General features: G+C 60.7%; 19 protein-coding genes and 1 tRNA gene. 12 read left to right on the forward strand and 8 right to left on the reverse strand.

Features of this window, described 5'->3' with window-relative positions:
* Window positions 1–13: 13 nt before the first annotated feature.
* Window positions 14–889 (reverse strand): 3-hydroxybutyryl-CoA dehydrogenase, encoded by an 876-nt coding sequence (locus tag LOKVESSMR4R_RS01025; RefSeq protein ID WP_087205923.1) that lies wholly within the window; start codon window positions 887–889, stop codon window positions 14–16.
* A 152-nt stretch (window positions 890–1,041) separates the two neighbouring features.
* Between LOKVESSMR4R_RS01025 and LOKVESSMR4R_RS01030 the strand changes: the two genes are divergently transcribed.
* Window positions 1,042–1,887, forward strand: coding sequence for a DUF6473 family protein (locus LOKVESSMR4R_RS01030; RefSeq protein ID WP_087205924.1), 846 nt, complete (start codon window positions 1,042–1,044; stop codon window positions 1,885–1,887).
* Window positions 1,888–1,942: 55 nt separating this feature from the next.
* Here LOKVESSMR4R_RS01030 and LOKVESSMR4R_RS01035 read toward each other — a convergent pair whose 3' ends face one another.
* The 5 genes from LOKVESSMR4R_RS01035 to LOKVESSMR4R_RS01055 all read right to left on the reverse strand — a co-directional run bounded on the left by LOKVESSMR4R_RS01035 (window position 1,943) and on the right by LOKVESSMR4R_RS01055 (window position 5,452).
* The gene (locus LOKVESSMR4R_RS01035) at window positions 1,943–2,869 is read right to left on the reverse strand and encodes an electron transfer flavoprotein subunit alpha/FixB family protein (RefSeq protein ID WP_087205925.1); all 927 of its coding nucleotides are present in this window, start codon (window positions 2,867–2,869) and stop codon (window positions 1,943–1,945) included.
* Window positions 2,869–3,627, reverse strand: coding sequence for an electron transfer flavoprotein subunit beta/FixA family protein (locus tag LOKVESSMR4R_RS01040; RefSeq protein ID WP_087212311.1), 759 nt, complete (start codon window positions 3,625–3,627; stop codon window positions 2,869–2,871). Before LOKVESSMR4R_RS01040 ends, LOKVESSMR4R_RS01035 begins: the two co-directional genes overlap by 1 nt.
* Window positions 3,628–3,780: 153 nt before the next feature.
* Window positions 3,781–4,353 (reverse strand): cob(I)yrinic acid a,c-diamide adenosyltransferase, encoded by a 573-nt coding sequence (locus LOKVESSMR4R_RS01045; RefSeq protein ID WP_087205926.1) that lies wholly within the window; start codon window positions 4,351–4,353, stop codon window positions 3,781–3,783.
* A 4-nt stretch (window positions 4,354–4,357) separates the two neighbouring features.
* A complete protein-coding gene (locus tag LOKVESSMR4R_RS01050) occupies window positions 4,358–4,564 on the reverse strand; it encodes a twin transmembrane helix small protein (RefSeq protein ID WP_087205927.1) in 207 nt (68 codons plus the stop codon).
* Between the two features lie 60 nt (window positions 4,565–4,624).
* Window positions 4,625–5,452, reverse strand: coding sequence for an SDR family NAD(P)-dependent oxidoreductase (locus LOKVESSMR4R_RS01055; RefSeq protein ID WP_087212314.1), 828 nt, complete (start codon window positions 5,450–5,452; stop codon window positions 4,625–4,627).
* A 97-nt stretch (window positions 5,453–5,549) separates the two neighbouring features.
* On the opposite strand from LOKVESSMR4R_RS01055, the gene LOKVESSMR4R_RS01060 reads away from it, so the two are divergent.
* Both LOKVESSMR4R_RS01060 and tuf read left to right on the forward strand, forming a co-directional pair.
* Window positions 5,550–7,853 carry a DNA topoisomerase IV subunit A gene (locus tag LOKVESSMR4R_RS01060; RefSeq protein ID WP_087205928.1) on the forward strand — a complete coding sequence of 768 codons (2,304 nt, stop codon included), beginning with the start codon at window positions 5,550–5,552 and terminating at the stop codon, window positions 7,851–7,853.
* A gap of 154 nt (window positions 7,854–8,007) precedes the next feature.
* Window positions 8,008–9,183 carry an elongation factor Tu gene (gene tuf / locus LOKVESSMR4R_RS01065; protein WP_087205929.1) on the forward strand — a complete coding sequence of 392 codons (1,176 nt, stop codon included), beginning with the start codon at window positions 8,008–8,010 and terminating at the stop codon, window positions 9,181–9,183.
* A gap of 112 nt (window positions 9,184–9,295) precedes the next feature.
* On the opposite strand, the gene LOKVESSMR4R_RS01070 is transcribed toward tuf, so the two are convergent.
* Complete coding sequence (locus LOKVESSMR4R_RS01070) at window positions 9,296–9,973, reverse strand: lysophospholipid acyltransferase family protein (protein ID WP_157898097.1); 678 nt, start codon at window positions 9,971–9,973, stop codon at window positions 9,296–9,298.
* 120 nt (window positions 9,974–10,093) lie between these two features.
* On the opposite strand from LOKVESSMR4R_RS01070, the gene LOKVESSMR4R_RS01075 reads away from it, so the two are divergent.
* The 6 genes from LOKVESSMR4R_RS01075 (at window position 10,094) to rplA (ending at window position 13,388) form a co-directional block, all read left to right on the forward strand.
* Window positions 10,094–10,169 (forward strand) — tRNA-Trp (locus LOKVESSMR4R_RS01075).
* Window positions 10,170–10,270: 101 nt separating this feature from the next.
* The gene (locus LOKVESSMR4R_RS01080) at window positions 10,271–11,164 is read left to right on the forward strand and encodes a hypothetical protein (RefSeq protein WP_087205931.1); all 894 of its coding nucleotides are present in this window, start codon (window positions 10,271–10,273) and stop codon (window positions 11,162–11,164) included.
* Window positions 11,165–11,218: 54 nt separating this feature from the next.
* The gene (gene secE / locus LOKVESSMR4R_RS01085; protein ID WP_087205932.1) at window positions 11,219–11,419 is read left to right on the forward strand and encodes a preprotein translocase subunit SecE; all 201 of its coding nucleotides are present in this window, start codon (window positions 11,219–11,221) and stop codon (window positions 11,417–11,419) included.
* A 191-nt stretch (window positions 11,420–11,610) separates the two neighbouring features.
* Window positions 11,611–12,141: a transcription termination/antitermination protein NusG gene (nusG, locus tag LOKVESSMR4R_RS01090; RefSeq protein WP_007206590.1), complete on the forward strand. Its 531-nt coding sequence runs from the start codon at window positions 11,611–11,613 to the stop codon at window positions 12,139–12,141.
* Between the two features lie 120 nt (window positions 12,142–12,261).
* Window positions 12,262–12,687, forward strand: coding sequence for a 50S ribosomal protein L11 (rplK, locus tag LOKVESSMR4R_RS01095; protein ID WP_087205933.1), 426 nt, complete (start codon window positions 12,262–12,264; stop codon window positions 12,685–12,687).
* Complete coding sequence (gene rplA / locus LOKVESSMR4R_RS01100) at window positions 12,687–13,388, forward strand: 50S ribosomal protein L1 (RefSeq protein ID WP_087205934.1); 702 nt, start codon at window positions 12,687–12,689, stop codon at window positions 13,386–13,388. The genes rplK and rplA overlap by 1 nt, the downstream gene beginning before the upstream one ends.
* Before the next feature lie 13 nt (window positions 13,389–13,401).
* Here the strand turns inward: rplA and LOKVESSMR4R_RS01105 are convergent, their stop codons facing one another.
* Window positions 13,402–15,195 (reverse strand): putative bifunctional diguanylate cyclase/phosphodiesterase, encoded by a 1,794-nt coding sequence (locus LOKVESSMR4R_RS01105; protein WP_087212318.1) that lies wholly within the window; start codon window positions 15,193–15,195, stop codon window positions 13,402–13,404.
* 343 nt (window positions 15,196–15,538) lie between these two features.
* Between LOKVESSMR4R_RS01105 and rplJ the strand changes: the two genes are divergently transcribed.
* From rplJ to rpoB, 3 genes are all read left to right on the forward strand, one after another.
* Window positions 15,539–16,051: a 50S ribosomal protein L10 gene (gene rplJ / locus LOKVESSMR4R_RS01110; RefSeq protein ID WP_087205935.1), complete on the forward strand. Its 513-nt coding sequence runs from the start codon at window positions 15,539–15,541 to the stop codon at window positions 16,049–16,051.
* A gap of 68 nt (window positions 16,052–16,119) precedes the next feature.
* Complete coding sequence (rplL, locus tag LOKVESSMR4R_RS01115; protein WP_087205936.1) at window positions 16,120–16,494, forward strand: 50S ribosomal protein L7/L12; 375 nt, start codon at window positions 16,120–16,122, stop codon at window positions 16,492–16,494.
* Window positions 16,495–16,753: 259 nt separating this feature from the next.
* Window positions 16,754–20,893, forward strand: a complete 4,140-nt coding sequence (rpoB, locus tag LOKVESSMR4R_RS01120; RefSeq protein ID WP_087205937.1) for a DNA-directed RNA polymerase subunit beta — start codon at window positions 16,754–16,756, stop codon at window positions 20,891–20,893.
* The last annotated feature ends 62 nt before the right edge of the window (window positions 20,894–20,955 follow it).

A 20,955-nucleotide genomic window follows, 5' to 3' on the forward strand; every position in this document is an offset into this window, starting at 1 on the left:
ACGACAGACCGGCTCAGCGCGTCGGCACCGGTGTCTCGCCCCGGTAATCATAGAACCCGCGCTGGGTCTTGCGGCCCAGCCAGCCGGCCTCGACATATTTGGTCAGCAAAGGGCAGGGGCGGTATTTGGTATCGGCCAGCCCGTCATGCAGCACGTTCATGATCGCCAGACAGGTATCCAGCCCGATGAAATCCGCCAGTTCTAGCGGCCCCATCGGATGGTTCGCGCCCAGTTTCAGCGATGTGTCAATGGATTGCACCGATCCGACGCCTTCGTATAGCGTATAGATCGCCTCGTTGATCATCGGCATCAGGATGCGGTTGACGATGAAGCCGGGGAAATCCTCTGATGCGGTGCTGGTCTTGCCCAGCCGTTCGACGACCTGCTGACAGGCGCGAAAGGTCGGCTCGTCCGTGGCGATCCCGCGGATCAATTCGACCAGCTGCATGATCGGCACCGGGTTCATGAAATGAAACCCCATGAACCGCTCGGGCCGGTCCGTGCGCGAGGCCAGCCGCGTGATCGAGATGGACGAGGTATTCGACGTCAGGATCGTCTCGGGCTTCAGATGCGGCAGCAGGTCCTCAAAGATCGCGGCCTTGATCGTTTCGCGCTCGGTTGCGGCCTCGATGATCAGATCGCTATCGCCCAGATCGGTCAGGGTCTGGGTCGAGGCGATCCGGCGCATCGCCTGGGCCTTGGTCTCGGCGGTGATCAGCTCGCGGCTGACCTGGCGTTCAAGGTTCCGGTCGATCTGGGCCAAAGCGGCCGCCAGCGCATCGGCGCTGATATCGGTCAACAGCACGTCATAGCCCGCCACGGCAAAGACATGGGCGATGCCATTGCCCATCTGCCCAGCCCCTACAATTCCCACACGTTCGATCGCCATGACTTTTCCTTTACGGGTTCGCTCGCACCATAGGCCGCGCGACGGGCAGGCTTCAAGCCGGACAGATGCAGGAAATTTGTCAGAAATCCAAACATTAGCCTTTTGGCAAACCTATTGCGCGACTTTGGGTCAGCGCAACAACGGGGGCACAGATGCGGCACGACTCGATTGATATGGGCGATCTGTCCTATTCGCCCTGCCGATACGGCAATTCGCGAATCCTGTTCCGGGGGCCGCGCAAGCCATTGGACCGGCCCTATCTTGCCTTCATCGGCGGCACGGAAACCTATGGAAAATTTATCGAAAAACCATTTCCAACGCTGGTGGAAACCGCGCTGCGACAGCCCAGCGTGAATTTTGGCTGCGTGAATGCCGGGCTTGATACTTTCGTGAATGACCCCACGATCATGAAAATCTGCAATGGGGCGGATATGACGGTGGTGCAGGTGCTGGGGGCCGATAATCTGTCAAACCGGTTCTATGCGGTGCATCCACGGCGCAATGACCGGTTTCTGCGCGCGTCAAGCGTGTTGCAGGCGCTTTATCCCGAGGTTGATTTCAACGATTGCGCCTTTACCAGCCAGCTGCTTGCGCGCCTTTTCGCGACATCGCCAGACCGGTTCGACATCGTGGTGCATGAATTGCGTCAGGCCTGGCTGGCGCGGATGCAGACCATGCTGCGCCAGATCGGCCCGCAATGCATTTTGCTATGGTTCTCGGATGAACCGATCGACAATGCCGATTGGATGGGGCGTCCGGCCCAATTGCGCGCCGCCCCCTTGTTCATCACTGCCAACATGATCGATGCGCTGACACCCTTGGTGCGCGCGGTGGTGACGGCCATTCCCTCGCCAGAGGCTTTGGCCCAGGGTGCGAATGGCATGCATTATCCGCCCTCGCAGGCATCTGCGGCCGCCGAAATGCTGGGCCTGCGCTGCCATGTCGAAGCCGCGTCCAAGCTGGTCATGGCGCTGCGCGACGAAATGTTCGCGATCTGAAACGCGCAAGGGCCGGTGTTGCCACCGGCCCTTGCAGCATGCCCCAGCGCCGGGGTCACAATTTGCCGGTCAATTCCGGCAGCGCCTCGAACAGATCGGCGACCAGACCGTAATCGGCGACCTGGAAAATCGGTGCTTCTTCGTCTTTGTTGATGGCGACGATGACCTTGCTGTCCTTCATCCCGGCAAGATGCTGGATCGCGCCGGAAATCCCGACCGCCACATAAAGATCAGGTGCCACGACCTTGCCGGTCTGGCCGACCTGCCAATCATTGGGCGCATAGCCGCTGTCCACGGCGGCGCGCGATGCACCGACAGCAGCGCCAAGCTTATCCGCCAGCTTCTCGATCAGGGCGAAATCGGCCTGCGATCCCAGCCCGCGCCCGCCCGAGACGACAACGCCGGCCGATGTCAGCTCTGGCCGGTCAGAGGCGGCAACCTTGTCTTCGACCCATTCCGACAATCCCGCATCGCCGGTTGCCGTGATGGCGTCGACGCTGGCCGCGCCGCCCATATCCGCGGCGTCGAAACCCGCGGTGCGGATCGTCATCACCTTGGTTGCATCCGTCGATTTGACGGTCTGGATCGCATTGCCCGCATAGATCGGACGCTCGAATGTGTCGGCATCGATGATGCCCGTCACTTCGGAAATGACCATCACATCCAGCAAGGCCGCAACGCGGGGCATCACGTTTTTCGCATCTGTCGTGCCGGGGGCGGCGATATGGGTGTAATCCCCCGCCAGTGACACGATCAATGCGGCGGTCGGTTCGGCCAGACGGTGGCCAAGGGCCGCGTCTTCGGCGCAAAGCACGCGGGTCACGCCTGCGATCTTTGCGGCTTGCTCTGCCGCCGCCTTGGCCGAGGCACCGGCGCAAAGCACGGTCACATCACCCAAAGCCTTGGCCGCGGTCACGGCCTTTGCGGTGGCATCAAGGGCCAGCGTGCCGTCAGTCACTTCACCAATCAACAGAACAGCCATTACACAGCCCCCGCTTCTTTGAGTTTCTCGACCAGTTCATCCACCGATTTGACCATGATCCCGGCCTTGCGCGTGCCGGGTTCGACGGTTTTCACCACGCTCAGGCGCGGGGTGATATCGACACCGTAATCGGCGGGCGTCTTTTCATCCAAAGGCTTTTTCTTGGCCTTCATGATATTGGGCAAAGAGGCATAGCGCGGTTCGTTCAGACGCAGATCGACGCTGATGATCGTGGGCATCTTGACCTTGATGGTCTGCAAGCCGCCGTCGACTTCGCGGGTGACGGTCGCATGATCGCCGTCGATGCTGACCTCGGATGCAAAGGTCGCCTGTGACCAGCCCAGCAATGCCGACAGCATCTGGCCAGTCGCATTCATGTCATTGTCGATGGCCTGCTTGCCGCAGATCACCAGACCGGGGTTTTCCTGCTTGACGATACCGGCAAGAATTTTCGCAACGGCCAAAGGTTCGATATCCTGATGCACGTCTTCGCTGGCCACGACCAGGATGGCGCGGTCGGCCCCCATGGCAAGGGCGGTGCGCAGCGTTTCCTGGGCCTGCTTGACGCCGATGGACACGGCCACGACCTCTTCGACCTTGCCGGCTTCGCGCAGGCGGATCGCCTCTTCGACGGCGATTTCGTCGAACGGGTTCATGGACATTTTGACATTGGCAAGATCGACACCGGAACCATCCGCCTTGACGCGGACCTTCACGTTATAGTCGATCACGCGCTTGACAGGTACGAGCACCTTCATCTGCGTTTCTCCCATAGAATAATTCATGCGGTCTGCTGCACTTGTTATCCGCTACCGTCCGGTGACAACAGTGCAAAATCGACGCGGCAAGTGTCAGGGACGCCACGTTTGTGAGGTGCGGGTCAAGTAAGGTGGGTTTAAACCCACCTTCGCTTAGCGGTTCGCCCCCGGAATCCACAGCACATCGGCCCGCCCGTCGTCATTGGCGATGCGCGAGGCCTGAAAGAACCAATCCGACAGCCGGTTCAGATATTTTGCCGCCGCCGGATTGACCGCCTCGGCCCCGGCCAGTTCCACCGTCAGTCGTTCCGCGCGCCGCGACACTGTCCGGCACAGGTGCAGATGCGCCGCCAGCGCCGATCCGCCCGGCAGCACGAAACTGCGCAAAGGTGCGACCTTGGCGGTCATCGCGTCGATCTGGCTTTCCAGCCGCGCGACCTGTGTATCGCTCATGCGCAGCACCGGATAACCCGCCTCGCCATCCTTTTCCATGTCGGGGCGGCACAGATCCGCACCCAGATCGAACAGATCGTTCTGGATCATCGCCAGATGGCTGTCCATCTCGCCGGTCGCATGCAGGCGCGCCATGCCGACAGTGGCGTTGGTTTCATCCACCGTGCCATAGGCGTTCACCCGCAGCGCATGTTTGGCCACACGATCACCATTGCCCAGTGCCGTCTGCCCGGCATCACCGGTTTTCGTATAGATCTTGTTCAGCACCACCATGTGGTCAGCCCCCTTGTCCGCGAAGATAAACGAATAGCACGAGCAGGATCACCGCCACGAATTGCGCACCGATCCGCCAGCGCATGATCTTGTTTGCATTCTTGCGATAGAAATCGCCGCCCTTGCCGAAGGACCCGATGCCCAACAACAAGATGCCCAGCACCAGCAGCACCGCGACAGCCACAAGCCAGAAAAGAGGGTCGTTTGCCATGATGGTCTTCCTTTGATCCTGTCAGCGCGACCTAGCGCCACGCGCAAAGATAGCAAACCCCTATCCGCGCAACAGCACCGCATCAAGCAATCGCGTCGGCAGCATCCGCCGCATCAGCCCCGCCAGATAGGTGGGTCGCGTGACATAATAGCGCGGCTTCGGCTTGGCCGCCGTCACCGCATGCAGCAATTTGGCGGTCACCGCACTGGCGGGCAGTTCAAACCGGTCGGGCCCGCTGTCGGTATAAAGCCGCGCCAAGAGGGTCTTATATTCATCCGCGCGGGCCGATTCTTGCCAATTGATCCAGCGTTCGAAATGCGGGATCGCATTCTTGCGGATATCCGATGTGATCGGGCCGGGCTCGATCAGGATCACCTTGATCTGCGTGCCCGCCATTTCCAGCCGCAGCACATCGGTCAACCCTTCGAGCGCGAATTTACTGGCGACATAGGCCCCTCGCCAGCGGATGCCGACCAGCCCCAGCACCGACGAACAATGCACGATCCGCCCATGTCCCTGCGCGCGCATCACCGGAATGACCGCGCGGGTCAGCGCATGCCAGCCAAAGAAATTCGTCTCGAACAGGGCGCGCAATCCATCAACCGGCAGATCCTCGACAGCGCCCGGCAGCGCATGGGCGCCGTTGTTGAACAGCGCATCCAGCGTGCCGCCTGTCGCCGCCAGCACCTCGGCCAGACCTGCGGCGATACTGGTCTGGTCTGTGTAATCGATGCGGGGGCTTTCAAACCCCAGCGCCACCAGCCGCGCGCAATCCTCGGCCTTGCGGCAAGATGCGAAGACGCGCCAGCCCGCCGCCCGCATGCCCTGCGCCGCGTCAAGCCCGATGCCCGAAGAGGCGCCCGTGATCAGGATGGATTTCTGCACCATGGCGCAGCTTTGGCGAAACCCGCGCAAAAGGGCAAGCAGCCCGGCATTGCCATTTCCCCGCTTTACGGGTGAATCCTTGATCGCTACACCCCCTTGCATGAGTGATGAGAACGAGACCGCCCCCGGCCCCAATGACGTGACCGAATCGCTGCGCAGCGCGATCGGCGACCGCTATCTGACCTATGCTTTGTCCACGATCATGCACCGCGCGCTGCCCGATGCGCGCGACGGGCTGAAACCGGTCCACCGCCGCATCCTTTACGCGATGTCGCGGCTGCGCCTGTCACCTTCGGGCGGCTTTCTGAAATCCGCCAAGATCAGCGGCGACACGATGGGCGATTTCCACCCCCATGGCGATGCCGCGATCTATGATGCGATGGCGCGTCTGGCGCAGGATTTCAACGTCCGCTATCCGCTGGTCGACGGGCAGGGCAATTTCGGCAATATCGATGGCGACAACCCCGCCGCCTCTCGGTATACCGAGGCGCGGATGACCGCCGCCGCCGAGGCGCTGCTCGAAGGTCTGTCCGAAGATTCGGTCGATTTTCGTGACAATTACGATGGCCGCCTGACCGAACCCTCGGTGCTGCCCGCCAGTTTCCCCAACCTGCTGGCCAATGGGTCCAGCGGCATCGCCGTCGGCATGGCCACGAATATCCCGCCGCATAACCTGCATGAATTGATCGACGCCTGCCTGCATCTGATCAAATCGCCGGGTGCCGCCGATGACAGCCTGCTGACGCATATCCTCGGCCCCGATTTCCCCACCGGCGGCGTCATCGTCGAACCGCCAGAGAATATGGCCGAGGCCTATCGCACCGGGCGCGGCTCGTTCCGCCTGCGCGCCAAATGGGAGGTCGAGGATCTGGGCCGCGGCCAATGGCAGATCGTCGTGACCGAGATCCCCTATCAGGTGCAGAAATCGAAACTGATCGAAAAACTGGCCGAGGTGATCCAGACCAAAAAGGTCCCGCTGCTGGCTGACGTGCGCGACGAATCGGCCGAGGATCTGCGCGTCGTGCTGGAACCGCGCGCGCGGTCGGTCGATCCCGAGATGCTGATGGGCATGCTGTTTCGCAATTCGGACCTCGAAATCCGGTTCAGCATGAACATGAACGTGCTGATCGACGGGCTGACGCCCAAGGTCTGTTCGCTGAAAGAGGTTTTGCGCGCCTTTCTGGATCACCGCCGCGATGTGCTCTTGCGCCGCTCGCGCCACCGGCTGGGCAAGATCGACCACCGGCTTGAAGTGCTCGACGGCTTCATCATCGCCTTCCTGCATCTGGACCGGGTGATCGACATCATCCGCTATGACGACGACCCCAAATCCGCCCTGATGGCCGAGGATTGGGCGCATGCGCATATCCGCGCGACATCCGAAAAGGATTATGTCGGGCCAAAAGCCACCGACCCCGAAATCGCCCTGACCGAAGTGCAGGCCGAAGCGATCCTGAACATGCGGCTGCGGTCGCTGCGACGGCTGGAAGAACTCGAACTGATCGCCGAACGCGACGCGCTGGCCGCCGAACGCGCGGGGATCGTGGCGCTTCTGGGGGATGAGGCGCTGCAATGGGCGCGGATCGCGGATGAATTGCGCGAAACCCGCAAACAATTCGGCCGGACCAGTGCCGGTGGCGCGCGCCGGACGCAATTCGCGCTGGCCGCCGAAGTGGCCGATGTGCCGATCGAGGCGATGATCGACCGCGAACCGATCACCGTGGTCTGTTCGCAGATGGGCTGGGTGCGGGCAATGACCGGCCATATCGACCTGACCCGTGATCTGAAATTCAAGGATGGCGACGGACCCCGTTTCACCTTTCACGCCGAAACCACCGATAAATTGCTGGTCTTCGGTGCGAATGGGCGGTTCTACACGGTCGCGGCGGCCAATCTGCCGGGTGGGCGCGGCATGGGCGAACCTTTGCGCCTGATGATCGACCTGCCGAACGAGGCCGAAATCATCGACATCCTGATCCATAAACCGGGTGAAAAGCTGCTGGTCGCCTCGGCCGATGGCAATGGCTTTATCGTGCCCGAGACCGAGGTCGTGGCCCAGACCCGCGCCGGCAAACAGGTGCTCAACCTTGGCAGCAGCACCGCGCGGCTCTGCCAGCGGATCAGCGGCGATCATGTCGCGGTGGTCGGCGAAAACCGCAAAGTGCTGGTCTTCGGCATCGATGAATTGCCCGAAATGACCCGTGGCAAAGGCGTGCGGCTGCAAAAGTACAAGGATGGCGGGCTGTCGGATGCCACGACATTCACATTGGCAGAGGGGCTGATATGGCTGGACCCCGCCGGACGGACGCGCACGCAGACAGAGCTGGATGAATGGATCGGCAAACGCGCCAGCGCCGGACGGATGGCACCTCGCGGCTTTCCACGCGACAACCGCTTTACCTGATCATCTTCCGAGCTGAAATATCCCCGCCGGAGGCATAAAAGTCAAAAGCACCGCGCGCGGCGCATTGCGCTTGATTTCCCGCCCGTTTCCCAATACATCGCCCGCGATGTTGAAACGGGCCGCCGCGGCCCCTCTGAAATTAAGGTCCTGAAGAATGGCAAAGGCAAAGTTTGAACGCAACAAGCCGCATGTGAACATCGGCACGATCGGCCATGTTGACCACGGCAAGACGACGCTGACGGCGGCGATCACCAAGTATTTCGGCGATTTCAAAGCCTATGACCAGATCGACGGCGCGCCCGAAGAAAAGGCCCGTGGGATCACGATCTCGACCGCGCATGTGGAATACGAATCCGAAGCGCGTCACTACGCCCACGTCGACTGCCCCGGCCACGCCGATTATGTGAAGAACATGATCACCGGTGCGGCACAGATGGACGGTGCGATCCTGGTGGTGAACGCCGCTGACGGCCCGATGCCACAGACCCGCGAACACATCCTGCTGGGCCGTCAGGTCGGCATTCCTTACATGGTCGTCTATATGAACAAGGTCGACCAGGTGGATGACGCCGAACTGCTCGAACTGGTCGAGATGGAAATCCGCGAACTTCTGTCCAAATACGACTACCCCGGCGATGATATCCCCGTCATCCCCGGCTCTGCCCTGGCAGCGATGGAAGGCCGCGATCCTGAAATCGGCGAAAACTCGATCCGCGCGCTGATCGCGGCTGTCGACGAATATATCCCGACACCAGCACGCGCAGTTGACCTGCCGTTCCTGATGCCGATCGAAGACGTGTTCTCGATCTCGGGCCGTGGTACGGTTGTGACCGGCCGTGTGGAACGCGGGATCATCAACGTTGGCGACGAAATCGAAATCGTCGGTATCCGCGACACCAAGAAAACCACCTGTACTGGCGTGGAAATGTTCCGCAAATTGCTGGACAGCGGCCAGGCTGGCGACAACATCGGCGCGCTGCTGCGCGGTGTTGACCGTGAGGGCGTGGAACGCGGCCAGGTGCTGTGCAAGCCCGGTTCGGTCAAGCCCCACACCAAATTCGAAGCCGAAGCCTATATCCTGACCAAGGAAGAAGGCGGCCGTCACACGCCGTTCTTTGCGAACTACCGCCCGCAGTTCTATTTCCGCACCACGGACGTGACCGGCACGGTTGTTCTGCCTGAAGGCACTGAAATGGTGATGCCGGGCGACAACCTGAAGTTCGAAGTCGAGCTGATCGCGCCAATCGCGATGGAAGACGGCCTGCGTTTCGCGATCCGCGAAGGCGGCCGGACCGTCGGCGCCGGTGTTGTGGCGAAGATCCTGCTGTAAGCAAAGGTAAGGTGGGTCAAGACCCACCCGACACCAAACGAAAGGCCGCCCCGCAACGGGCGGCCTTTTGCATGTCACCGCCATGGCAATCTGGCCGCGCTTGAAAAAGCCGCTAGCGCCGGATCAAAGCATCGGCCCGCGCGGTTGTGGCATCGATGAAAAGGCGCATCCGTTCGCGCAGCGCGGCGCGCGCGGCCTCATCGGATTTGCGCGGGATCTTTTCGTCAAACCGCGCAAAGACCACCGCCCCGCGCCCGAACAGACGCGGCACCAGCATCCTGTCCCAGCTGTTCAACCGCCGTCCGCGCGTCGTCGCAAAAGCATAGCAGAACACCGGCACGCCCGTCACCCGCGCCCATTCCAGCGGCGCATCCTTGACCAGCTGCGCCGGACCCAGCGGCCCGTCGGCTGTCAACCCGATGCTGACCCCCGCGCGCACCCGTTTGAGCACGATGCGCGAGGCGGCCAGATTTGCGGTCTTGCGCGACATTTGTATCGATTGCAGCCCGACACGGCGTTGCAGCGCACCCGACACGCGCCCGATGGGCGAGGCATCGTAAAGGCTGGTCAGCGGACCATCCGCCACCGGCCAATGCAAGGCGCCCATGACCGAGCGGCCATGCCACATGACTAGCAGGACAGGCCCCTGCGCAAGCGCCGCGCGCAGATCATCCAACCCGGCGACCTGCCAGCGCGTCGTGCGATTGCACAGCGCCAGATAGCTGCCCGCCAGCCAAGCCAGCGCCGTGGCCAGCATGTGTGATTTTTCGATCCGTCTGCGCAGGGACAAAGGCAGCCTTTCGGTCTTGGGTTGATCCTCTGTTTCGACATTTCTGCCGCCGAAGACAAGTCTGCGCGACCTTGGCTCTTGATCCTGTCCGGATTTGCGACTAATCCGACAAGCGGCCATAGGGGTATAGCTCAGTTGGTAGAGCGACGGTCTCCAAAACCGTAGGTCTGGAGTTCGAGTCTCCATGCCCCTGCCAGGCCCAGATCGGACCGCATCGGCGCGGACCGGTCCAGATCGGCCAAGACGGCCAAGATCGGCCAAGATCGAACAGGCCCGTGCCGAAGGATCACCGCCGCCATGTTGAACCCCGCCTTGTCCGTGGCTTTCCATATCGGGGCGCATAAGACGGCGACATCGCATTTGCAGCGGTCCATCGGGGCCGAGGCGGATGCGCTGGCCGCACAGGGTGTGCACTGGTTCGGTCCGCGTTACCTGCGCAAATGGGACCAGACGCTGCCCGATCTGGCGCGCCTGAACGATGGCCATGCCCTGTCCGGCCCGTTGGGGTCATTGCTGCAGACAGCGCAGCGCGTGGTCTTGAGCGAAGAAAACCATATCGGCGTGCTGAACGATCCGCGCCGCAAGCCCGTCACCTGCCGCTATCCCAAAGCGGCGCAACGGATCGGCGCGGTGGCACAGGGCCTTGGCCGCGATATCGATGTCTTTCTGGCAATCCGGCAGCCGACCCGCTTTGTCAACGCGGCCTATTGCCAGCAATTGATGGGCGGCAAGGTGATTCCGATGGCGCAATATCGCAAGATCAACCCGCTGCAATCTGTCGATTGGGCCGATCTGGTCGCGCGGCTGCGCGCCGCCTCTGGCGTGGGGCGGCTGGTCGTGTGGTGCTATGAGGATTACGCTACCCATTTCAACGCGATCTGTGCGGGTTTGCTGGGGCCTGCCGCTGCGGCGCTGGTGCGCCCGATCGCGCATCATATCCACCGCAGCCTGTCCGCCGCCGCCGTGGCCGAGATTTTACATCGGCATGCGCTGGGTGGTTCGGGCGATCTGGGCGTTGGTCTGCGCGGGCTTTTGCCGGTCGAGGACGGCTATCCGCCCTTTGACGGTTTCACCCGCGCCGAACATGCGGCAGGCGACGCCAGCTATCGTGCGCAGATCGCCGCCATCGGCGCGATGCCAGGGGTGACATTGCTGGACCCGCTTTGGGCGGCTGGCCCCATGCGGGCTTGAATTCGGCCCCGCGACCCCGTATGTCGCACCCAGTTTCGATAAAGGACCGTGCCGATGGCCATCGCCAATCCCGTGAAGTTCATTCAAGAAGTCCGCGCCGAGGTGGCCAAGGTCGTCTGGCCCACCCGCCGCGAGGTGGTGCTGACCACGATCATGGTCTTTATCCTTGCCGCGTTGACGGCCGTGTTTTTTTCGCTGGTCGATTTCGTGATCCGCTTTGGCCTGTCCGGCGTGCTGGGCTACTTCGGCGGCTAGGGCGTCGCGGCTTATTCTGCCCCGCCCCTCTTGAAAACGGGTGATGGCGGCGGTAAAGGCAGGCAACTTCGGAAATATGGCGTGCGGCGAATCGAGTTGCACGCCGCTTTTATTTTCGACACCGGCGCAGGCGTCGGATCAATGTGAACCAGGGGCCGGTCCGGTCTCGTGACGACAAGGTGCTCTGACAGATGGCTAAACGCTGGTATTCGGTAAGCGTTCTTTCGAACTTCGAAAAGAAGATCGCAGAGGCAATCCGCGCAAAGGCGGAAGAAAAAGGCCTGTCCGACCAGATCGACGAAGTCTTGGTGCCCACCGAAGAAGTCATCGAAGTGCGTCGCAACAAGAAAGTGACGACCGAACGCCGTTTCATGCCCGGCTATGTGCTGGTCCATATGGAAATGTCGGATGAAGGCTATCACCTGATCAACTCGATCAATCGCGTCACCGGGTTTCTGGGGCCACAGGGCCGCCCGATGCCGATGCGCGACGCCGAAGTGCAGGCCATCCTTGGCCGCGTTCAGGAAGGCGAGGATAGCCCACGCACCCTGATCCATTTCGAGATCGGCGAGAAGGTCAAGGTCAACGACGGGCCGTTCGAGGATTTCGACGGCATGGTCGAATATGTCGACGAAGAACATCAGCGCCTCAAGGTGACGGTGTCGATCTTTGGCCGGGCCACCCCGGTCGAGCTGGAATTCACGCAGGTTTCCAAACAATAACCTTGCGTGTTCAGACGTGGGAGGCAGCGGATCATATCCGGGCCGAACCACGGCATCACCGCCCCGATGGGGCAAATGTAGGGTGGGCTTCAGCCCACCGCTGAAAAAAGGAGAGGCCAGATGGCCAAGAAAGTAGTCGGCATGCTCAAGCTGCAAGTTGCAGCTGGCGACGCCAAGCCAAGCCCGCCGGTCGGCCCAGCATTGGGTCAGCGCGGCATCAATATCATGGAATTCTGCAAGGCGTTCAACGCCAAGACCGCAGATATGGAAAAAGGCGCGCCTTGCCCGACCGTGATCACCTATTACGCGGACAAGTCCTTCAGCTTCGAGATCAAGACGCCGCCTGCGTCTTATTACATCAAGAAAGCGGCCAAGCTGTCCTCGGGGTCCAAGACCCCCGGTCGTGCAACCGCCGGTTCGATCACCGCCAAGCAGGTGCGCGAAATCGCCGAAGCCAAGATGAAAGACCTCAATGCGACATCCATTGAAGGTGCAATGCAGATCATCATGGGCTCTGCCCGTTCGATGGGCGTGGAGGTCAAGTAATGGCAAAGCATGGTAAGCGCACAACCGCAGCCCGCGCCGCCTTTGACGGCAAAGTGAATGTGTCGGTCGCCGAAGCGATAGCGCTGGTCAAAGGTAATGCATCCGCAAAATTCGACGAAACCGTCGAAATCGCGATGCAGCTGGGTGTTGACCCGCGTCACGCCGACCAGATGGTCCGTGGCACGGTGACCCTGCCCAACGGCACCGGCAAGACCGTCCGCGTGGCTGTTTTCGCCCGTGGCGACAAGGCCGAAGAGGCGAAAGCCGCTGGTGCCGATATCGTTGGCGCCGAGGATCTGATGGAAACCATCCAATCCGGCAAGATCGATTTCGACCGTTGCATCGCGACCCCTGACATGATGGCCATCGTCGGCCGTCTGGGCAAGGTGCTTGGCCCCCGCAACCTGATGCCAAACCCGCGCGTCGGCACTGTGACCATGGATGTCAAGGAAGCTGTCGAAGCAGCCAAGGGCGGCCAAGTGCAGTTCAAGGCCGAAAAAGCAGGCGTCGTGCATGCCGGTATCGGCAAGGCGTCGTTTTCTGCCGAACAGCTGCAGGAAAACATGCGCGCTTTCGTGGATGCCGTCGGCAAGGCCCGTCCAACGGGCGCCAAGGGCACCTATATGAAAAAGATCGCCGTCAGCTCGACCATGGGCCCCGGCGTGACGGTTGATGTTGCCTCGGCGACCGGCAACCTCTGATCCGATTGTCGGGTTAATCGCAGAACGGCAGGTCATCACGGCCTGCCGTTTTCTTTTTTGTCGCCATTTTTTGGTGTGACAGGAATGCGATGAAAGCTGGTTCTTGCAGCGGCGGGGCCAGCAGCTTGCCCTGATAATAGACGCAGCCGATGCTGCGCACGGCGGCGATATCATCGGCGGTTTCGACACCTTCGGCGGTGGCCGCAATGCCCAAGGCGCGGGTCATTTCAAGGATGGCCGCAACCACCTTGCGTTTGCGCGGATCGCGCAGCGCCGTGCGGATCATGCTGCATTCAATCTTGAGCCGGTCTGGCTGCACCTTCAGCAAGCCGATGATCGACGCCCGCCCGCTGCCAAAATCATCGGAATGTATTTCGACCCCCATGTCGCGCAGCTGTTGCAGATTTTCCTTGATCTGCGGCACTTCGCGCCGGTCGTCGAAATAGATCGTTTCCAGCAATTCGATCGACAGGCCGCATCTGCGATCAATCCAGGAACTGGCCACATCAGCGGGCAGGCGCGGGTCCATCAGGCGCGGTGCGCTGATGTTCACCGACATTGATGGCAGGTTAATCCCGCGCGCCTGCAATTTATCCACCGCCGCCAGCGCCAGGCGCAGCACCTGCCGGTCGATATCTTCGATCATGCCCATTTCGGCGGCGATATCCAGAAAATCGGCCGGATACAGCAAGCCGCATGCGGGGTGATGCCAGCGCACCAGCGCCTCTGCGCCGACGATTTCGCCGGTGTTGATATCGGCCTGCGGTTGGAAATAGGCGGTAAATTCGCCGCGGGCCAGCGCGCCCGGGATGGTGGCTGCAATCTGGCGTTTGACCTGCATCCGCTGGGTGATTTGCGGTGTGATCTGGCAGACCTGGTTGCGCCCGTTGCGTTTCGCCTCGTAAAGCGCGACATCGGCATGGGCGATCACCGTGGCGGCGGTATCCTGCCCCGCGATGCCGGGGGCGATCCCGATGCTGATGCCGATCGTGACCTGCCGCTGCGCCAGATCGATCGGGCAGGTGAGGGCGGTGACGATCGCAGTCCCGATCTCATGGGCGAGATCGGCCGCGATATCCTGCGTCAGCAAGACCATGAATTCATCGCCGCCCACGCGGTAGGCTTGCCCCCGGTCGCCCGCCGCCGCCGAGATCCGTTGCGCGGCGGTGACCAGCACCGCATCCCCGCTTTGGTGCCCGAGCGTGTCATTCACCCATTTGAACCTGTCCAGATCAAGGTGCAGCAAGGTCACCTGCCCACCCGCCAGACCCAGACAATGTTCCAGCGCGCGTTCAAAGGCACGCCGGTTCGGCAGCCCTGTCAACGGATCGTGATAGGCCGCCTGTTCCAAGGCCTGCCGCGCGGCGTCAAGTTCGCGATTGCGGATGGCCAGCGCGGCATTGCTTTGTTCCAGCTGCATCATGGCCATCTTTTCGCGGGTGATATCGTGCCCGGTGCCGCGATAGCCGGTAAATTCCCCCGCCTGGTCAAACTGCGGTTGACCGGCGATGCGCAGCCACATCACCGACCCGTCCGTCGGCCGGATGATGTGATATTCGAAATTGCGAAATGCACGATGCGCCCGCAAATCATCGAGATGCGCCTGCCATGCCGGGCCAGAAGGTTCTGCCGCAAAGATATCACGTTCGCGCCCCAGGATATCCGCCCTGCGCAGCCGGGTGACCTGTTCCATCTGGTTGGAAAAATAAATGAACCTGTGCCGACGGTCGGTTTCCCAGAACCAGTCAGAGGCAATTCCTGCAAAATCTTCGAGGTTGCGGAAATAGGGTGGGTTCTGCGTTGTCATCCGCTGGACCATAGAGCGTATTTCTTGCACAAAGGTTTACCCCGCGCGGCTGCCGGCCGGCGCTCTGGCCCAAATCGGCCCTTGGCAAACAGGCGTTCAGACGATAACCACCCGTTAGGCCCGAAAGTTTGATTCGTTCGGGCCTTTATTCGTCCGAGACGGTGGGTTGGTCGCAAGACCGTTAATTCCTGCCTGAGACGGGATAGACCAGAATTTTTCGAGGCTCTCCTCGGTTCAACTTGGCTCGCCCCGTTTACGTGGACACCGACTGTCGGGTGGTCCGCTGCCCGGCAAAAACGAGAGCCGGTGCCAGACTATTTGGCACCTTAATTGGAGTGAAACTGTGGATAGAGCACAAAAAGAACAATTGGTCGATGAACTCGGCCAGATCTTTGAAAGCTCTGGCGTTGTAGTGGTCGCCCACTACGAAGGCATGACAGTTGCTGAAATGCAGGACCTGCGGGCGCGTATGCGTGACGTCGACGGGGCCGTACGCGTTGCCAAGAACAAGCTCGCCAAGATCGCCCTTGAGGGTAAGCCATGCGCAAGCATCGCCTCTTACCTGACGGGCATGACCGTGATCGCCTATTCCGAAGACCCTGTCGCAGCAGCGAAAGTGGTCGATGCCTTTGCCAAGACGAACGATAAATTGGTCGTTCTGGGCGGGGCAATGGGTGACACGGCACTGGATCCAGCTGGTGTGAAAGCCGTTGCCGGGATGCCAAGCCGCGAGGAGCTTATTGCTTCCATCGTGGGCTGCATCGGGGCACCTGCCGCCAACCTTGCCGGGGCCATTGGCGCGCCTGCTTCGAACATCGCGAGCATTCTTTCGACCATCGAAGAGAAAGCTGCGTAAAGCATCTGAATTGACTTGGGGTGATCGCCTCACGTTGGAACACACTTAAAACGAACGGAAAGCATAAAATGGCTGATCTGAAAAAACTGGCTGAAGAGATCGTTGGTCTGACCCTTCTGCAAGCACAAGAACTGAAAACCATCCTGAAGGATGAATATGGCATCGAGCCCGCTGCTGGCGGCGCTGTGATGATGGCTGGTCCTGCTGCTGGTGCAGCAGAAGCTGCCGAAGAAAAGACCGAATTCGACGTCGTCCTGAAAGACGCCGGCGCACAGAAGATCAACGTGATCAAAGAAGTGCGCGGCATCACCGGTCTGGGCCTGAAAGAAGCAAAAGACCTGGTCGAAGCTGGCGGCAAGGTCAAAGAAGGCGCTTCCAAAGCCGAAGCCGACGAAATCAAAGCCAAGCTGGAAGCAGCTGGCGCGACCGTCGAACTGGCGTAAGGCGGGGTTAACCCCGCCCTACGGTGATTTCCGATCATCGTGGGCGATTGAAAACGGCTGGACCTGCAATTTGCGGGTCCAGCCAAACCTGTCTTAGCGGTCGGCCATGCGTGGCCCACCCCTTGGGCTAGGTTGAAAAGTCGGGAGGCAGCCGGTGGGACGGCAGCCACGAATAGACTTGAAACCCCCGGTCAAATGGATGTGGCGGCGCAGCCCGGGCGCGGCACGTTCGAGAGACAAACAAAAGGTGATATCGCACATGGCTTCCTCCTTCCTTGGTCAGAAACGCCTGCGCAAGTATTACGGCAAAATCCGTGAAGTGCTTGAAATGCCGAACCTCATCGAGGTTCAGAAATCTTCCTATGATCTGTTCCTGCGTTCCGGCGACAGTGACGCGCCGCTGGACGGCGAAGGCATCAAAGGTGTGTTCCAATCGGTTTTCCCGATCAAGGACTTCAACGAAACCGCCGTGCTGGAATTCGTGAAATACGAGCTGGAAAAGCCCAAATACGACGTCGAAGAATGCATGCAGCGCGACATGACCTATGCCGCACCGCTGAAGGTGACGCTGCGTCTGATCGTGTTCGAAGTGGACGAGGACACAGGGTCCAAATCGGTCAAGGACATCAAGGAACAAGACGTGTTCATGGGCGACATGCCCCTGATGACGCCGAACGGCACATTCGTCGTGAACGGCACAGAGCGTGTGATCGTGTCCCAGATGCACCGCAGCCCCGGCGTGTTCTTTGACCATGACAAGGGCAAGACCCATTCGTCTGGCAAATTGCTGTTCGCCTGCCGCATCATTCCCTATCGCGGCAGCTGGCTCGATTTCGAATTCGACGCCAAGGATCTGGTGTTCTGCCGGATCGACCGTCGTCGCAAACTGCCTGTGACCACCCTGCTTTATGCGCTGGGGCTGGACCAGGAAGGCATCATGAATGCCTATTACAACACCGTCGATTACGCGCTGGACAAAAAGGCGAATGCCTGGACAACCAAGTTCTTCCCCGAGCGCGTGCGCGGCACCCGTCCGACCTATGACCTGGTCGATGCCGATACCGGCGAGATCATTGCAAAGGCCGGCGAAAAGGTGACCCCGCGGTCGGTCAAGAAGATGATCGACGAAGGCAAGGTCAAGAACCTGCTGGTGCCTTACGAACATATCGTCGGCAAATATGTCGCCCGCGACATCATCAACGAAGAAACCGGTGCGATCCATGTCGAGGCCGGTGACGAGCTGACGCTGGAAATGGACAAGACCGGCGATGTGATCGGCGGCACCCTGAAAGACCTGATCGATGCGGGCATCACCTCGATCCCCGTGCTGGACATCGACAACATCTCTGTGGGTGGCTACATCCGCAGCACGATGGCGGCCGACAAGAACATGAACCGCGAAACCGCGCTCATGGATATTTACCGCGTCATGCGCCCTGGTGAACCACCGACCGTGGATTCCGCATCGGCGCTGTTCGACACGCTGTTCTTTGACGGTGAACGCTATGACCTGTCCGCCGTGGGCCGCGTCAAGATGAACATGCGTCTGGACCTTGATGCCGATGACACGATCCGCACATTGCGCCGTGAAGATATCGTCGCCTGTATCAAGGCGCTGACCGAATTGCGCGACGGCAAGGGCGACATTGACGACATCGACCACCTTGGCAACCGCCGTGTGCGGTCCGTGGGCGAGCTGATGGAAAACCAGTATCGCGTCGGCCTGCTGCGCATGGAACGTGCGATCAAGGAACGCATGTCCTCGGTCGAGATTGACACGGTGATGCCGCAGGATCTGATCAACGCGAAACCTGCTGCCGCTGCGGTGCGCGAATTCTTCGGCTCTAGCCAGCTGTCGCAGTTCATGGACCAGACCAACCCCTTGTCCGAGGTGACGCATAAGCGTCGCCTGTCCGCACTTGGGCCCGGCGGTCTGACCCGCGAACGTGCCGGGTTCGAGGTCCGTGACGTTCACCCGACCCATTATGGCCGGATGTGCCCGATTGAAACGCCCGAAGGTCCGAACATTGGTCTGATCAACTCGCTGGCCACTTTCGCCCGCGTGAACAAATACGGCTTCATCGAAACGCCCTACCGCAAGGTCGTCGACGGCAAGGTGACGGATGATGTGCAATACATGTCCGCGACCGAGGAAATGCGCCACACCGTGGCACAGGCCAACGCGTCGATGAATGACGATGGGTCGTTCCGCAACGATCTGGTCTCGACCCGCGTGAACGGCGATTACACGCTGGCCCCGCGCGAAAATGTGGACCTGATCGACGTGTCGCCGAAACAGCTGGTTTCGGTCGCCGCCTCGCTGATCCCGTTCCTTGAAAACGACGACGCCAACCGCGCGTTGATGGGCTCGAACATGCAGCGTCAGGCTGTGCCTTTGCTGCAGGCCGAGGCGCCATTGGTCGGCACCGGCATCGAAGAAGTCGTGGCGCGCGATAGCGGCGCTGCGATCATGGCGAAACGTGCCGGTATCATCGACCAGGTCGATGCGCAGCGGATCGTGATCCGTGCGACATCCGATCTGGAACTGGGTGATGCGGGCGTCGACATCTACCGGATGCGCAAATTCCAGCGGTCCAACCAGAACACCTGCATCAACCAGCGTCCGCTGGTGAAGGTCGGCGATCTGGTCCAGAAAGGTCAGGTCATCGCCGATGGCCCGTCCACCGATCTGGGTGAATTGGCGCTGGGCAAGAACGTGGTCGTCGCCTTCATGCCGTGGAACGGTTACAACTACGAAGACTCGATCCTGATCTCCGAACGCATCGTGCGCGATGACGTCTTCACCTCGATCCATATCGAGGAATTCGAAGTCGCCGCGCGTGACACGAAGCTTGGGCCAGAGGAAATCACCCGCGACATCCCCAATGTCGGCGAGGAGGCTTTGCGCAACCTCGACGAAGCGGGCATCGTCTATATCGGGGCCGAGGTTGGGCCTGCGGATATTCTGGTCGGCAAGATCACCCCAAAAGGCGAAAGCCCGATGACGCCGGAAGAAAAGCTGCTGCGCGCCATCTTTGGTGAAAAGGCATCTGACGTGCGTGACACATCCTTGCGCCTGCCGCCCGGTGACTTTGGCACCGTGGTCGAGGTGCGTGTGTTCAACCGTCACGGCGTGGAAAAAGACGAACGCGCGCTGCAGATCGAGCGTGAAGAAGTCGAACGCCTGTCGCGCGACCGCGATGATGAACGTGTCATTCTGGACCGCAACATCTATGCCCGTCTGTGGGATATCATCGGGGGCAAGACAGCTGCCAAAGGGCCAAAAGGCTTCAAGGCGGGGTCTGTCGTCACCGAAGAGAGCGTGTCCGAGCTGAGCCGTGGCCAGTGGTGGCAGCTGGCGATGGAAGACGAGGATGACGCGAAAATCGTCGAGGCGTTGAACCAGCAATATGAAATCCAGAAACGCGCGATGGATGCACGGTTCGAGGATAAGGTTGAAAAGGTCCGTCGCGGTGACGATCTGCCGCCGGGTGTGATGAAGATGGTCAAGGTCTTCGTCGCGGTGAAGCGCAAGCTGCAACCGGGCGACAAGATGGCCGGTCGTCACGGCAACAAGGGCGTCATTTCCAAGGTTGTGCCGATGGAAGACATGCCGTTCCTTGCGGATGGGACACCGGTGGATTTCTGTTTGAACCCGCTGGGCGTGCCGTCGCGCATGAACGTCGGTCAGATCCTTGAAACCCACATGGGCTGGGCCGCACGCGGTCTGGGTATCCATATCGACGAAGCTTTGGGGGAATACCGCCGGTCCGGCGATCTGACCCCTGTGCGCGAGGCCATGAAGATCGCCTATGGTGATGATGTCTATGACGAGGGCATCGCCGGCATGGGCGAGGATGATCTGGTCGAGGCTGCGGGCAATGTCACGCGCGGTGTGCCGATTGCGACCCCCGTTTTCGACGGGGCGAAAGAGGCTGACGTGAACGATGCGCTGCGGCGTGCCGGTTTCGACACTTCGGGTCAGTCGGTCCTGTTCGACGGTCGCACTGGTGAACAATTCAGCCGCAAGGTGACGGTGGGTGTCAAATACCTGCTGAAACTGCATCACCTTGTGGATGACAAAATCCACGCGCGTTCCACCGGGCCTTACAGCCTTGTCACGCAGCAGCCTCTGGGTGGTAAAGCCCAGTTCGGCGGCCAGCGTTTCGGGGAAATGGAAGTCTGGGCATTGGAAGCCTATGGCGCGGCCTACACGTTGCAGGAAATGCTGACGGTCAAGTCGGACGACGTGGCCGGGCGGACGAAAGTCTATGAAAGCATCGTCAAGGGCGAGGATAATTTTGAGGCTGGCGTGCCTGAATCCTTCAACGTGCTGGTGAAAGAAGTCCGTGGTCTCGGGCTCAACATGGAACTCCTGGATGCGGAGGATGAGGAATAGGTGCGCATGAATGCACACCCTACGGATGACACGTAGGGTGTGCGCTTTGCGCGCACCACGAC

Source organism: Yoonia vestfoldensis, from assembly GCF_002158905.1.
Lineage (GTDB): Bacteria > Pseudomonadota > Alphaproteobacteria > Rhodobacterales > Rhodobacteraceae > Yoonia > Yoonia vestfoldensis_B.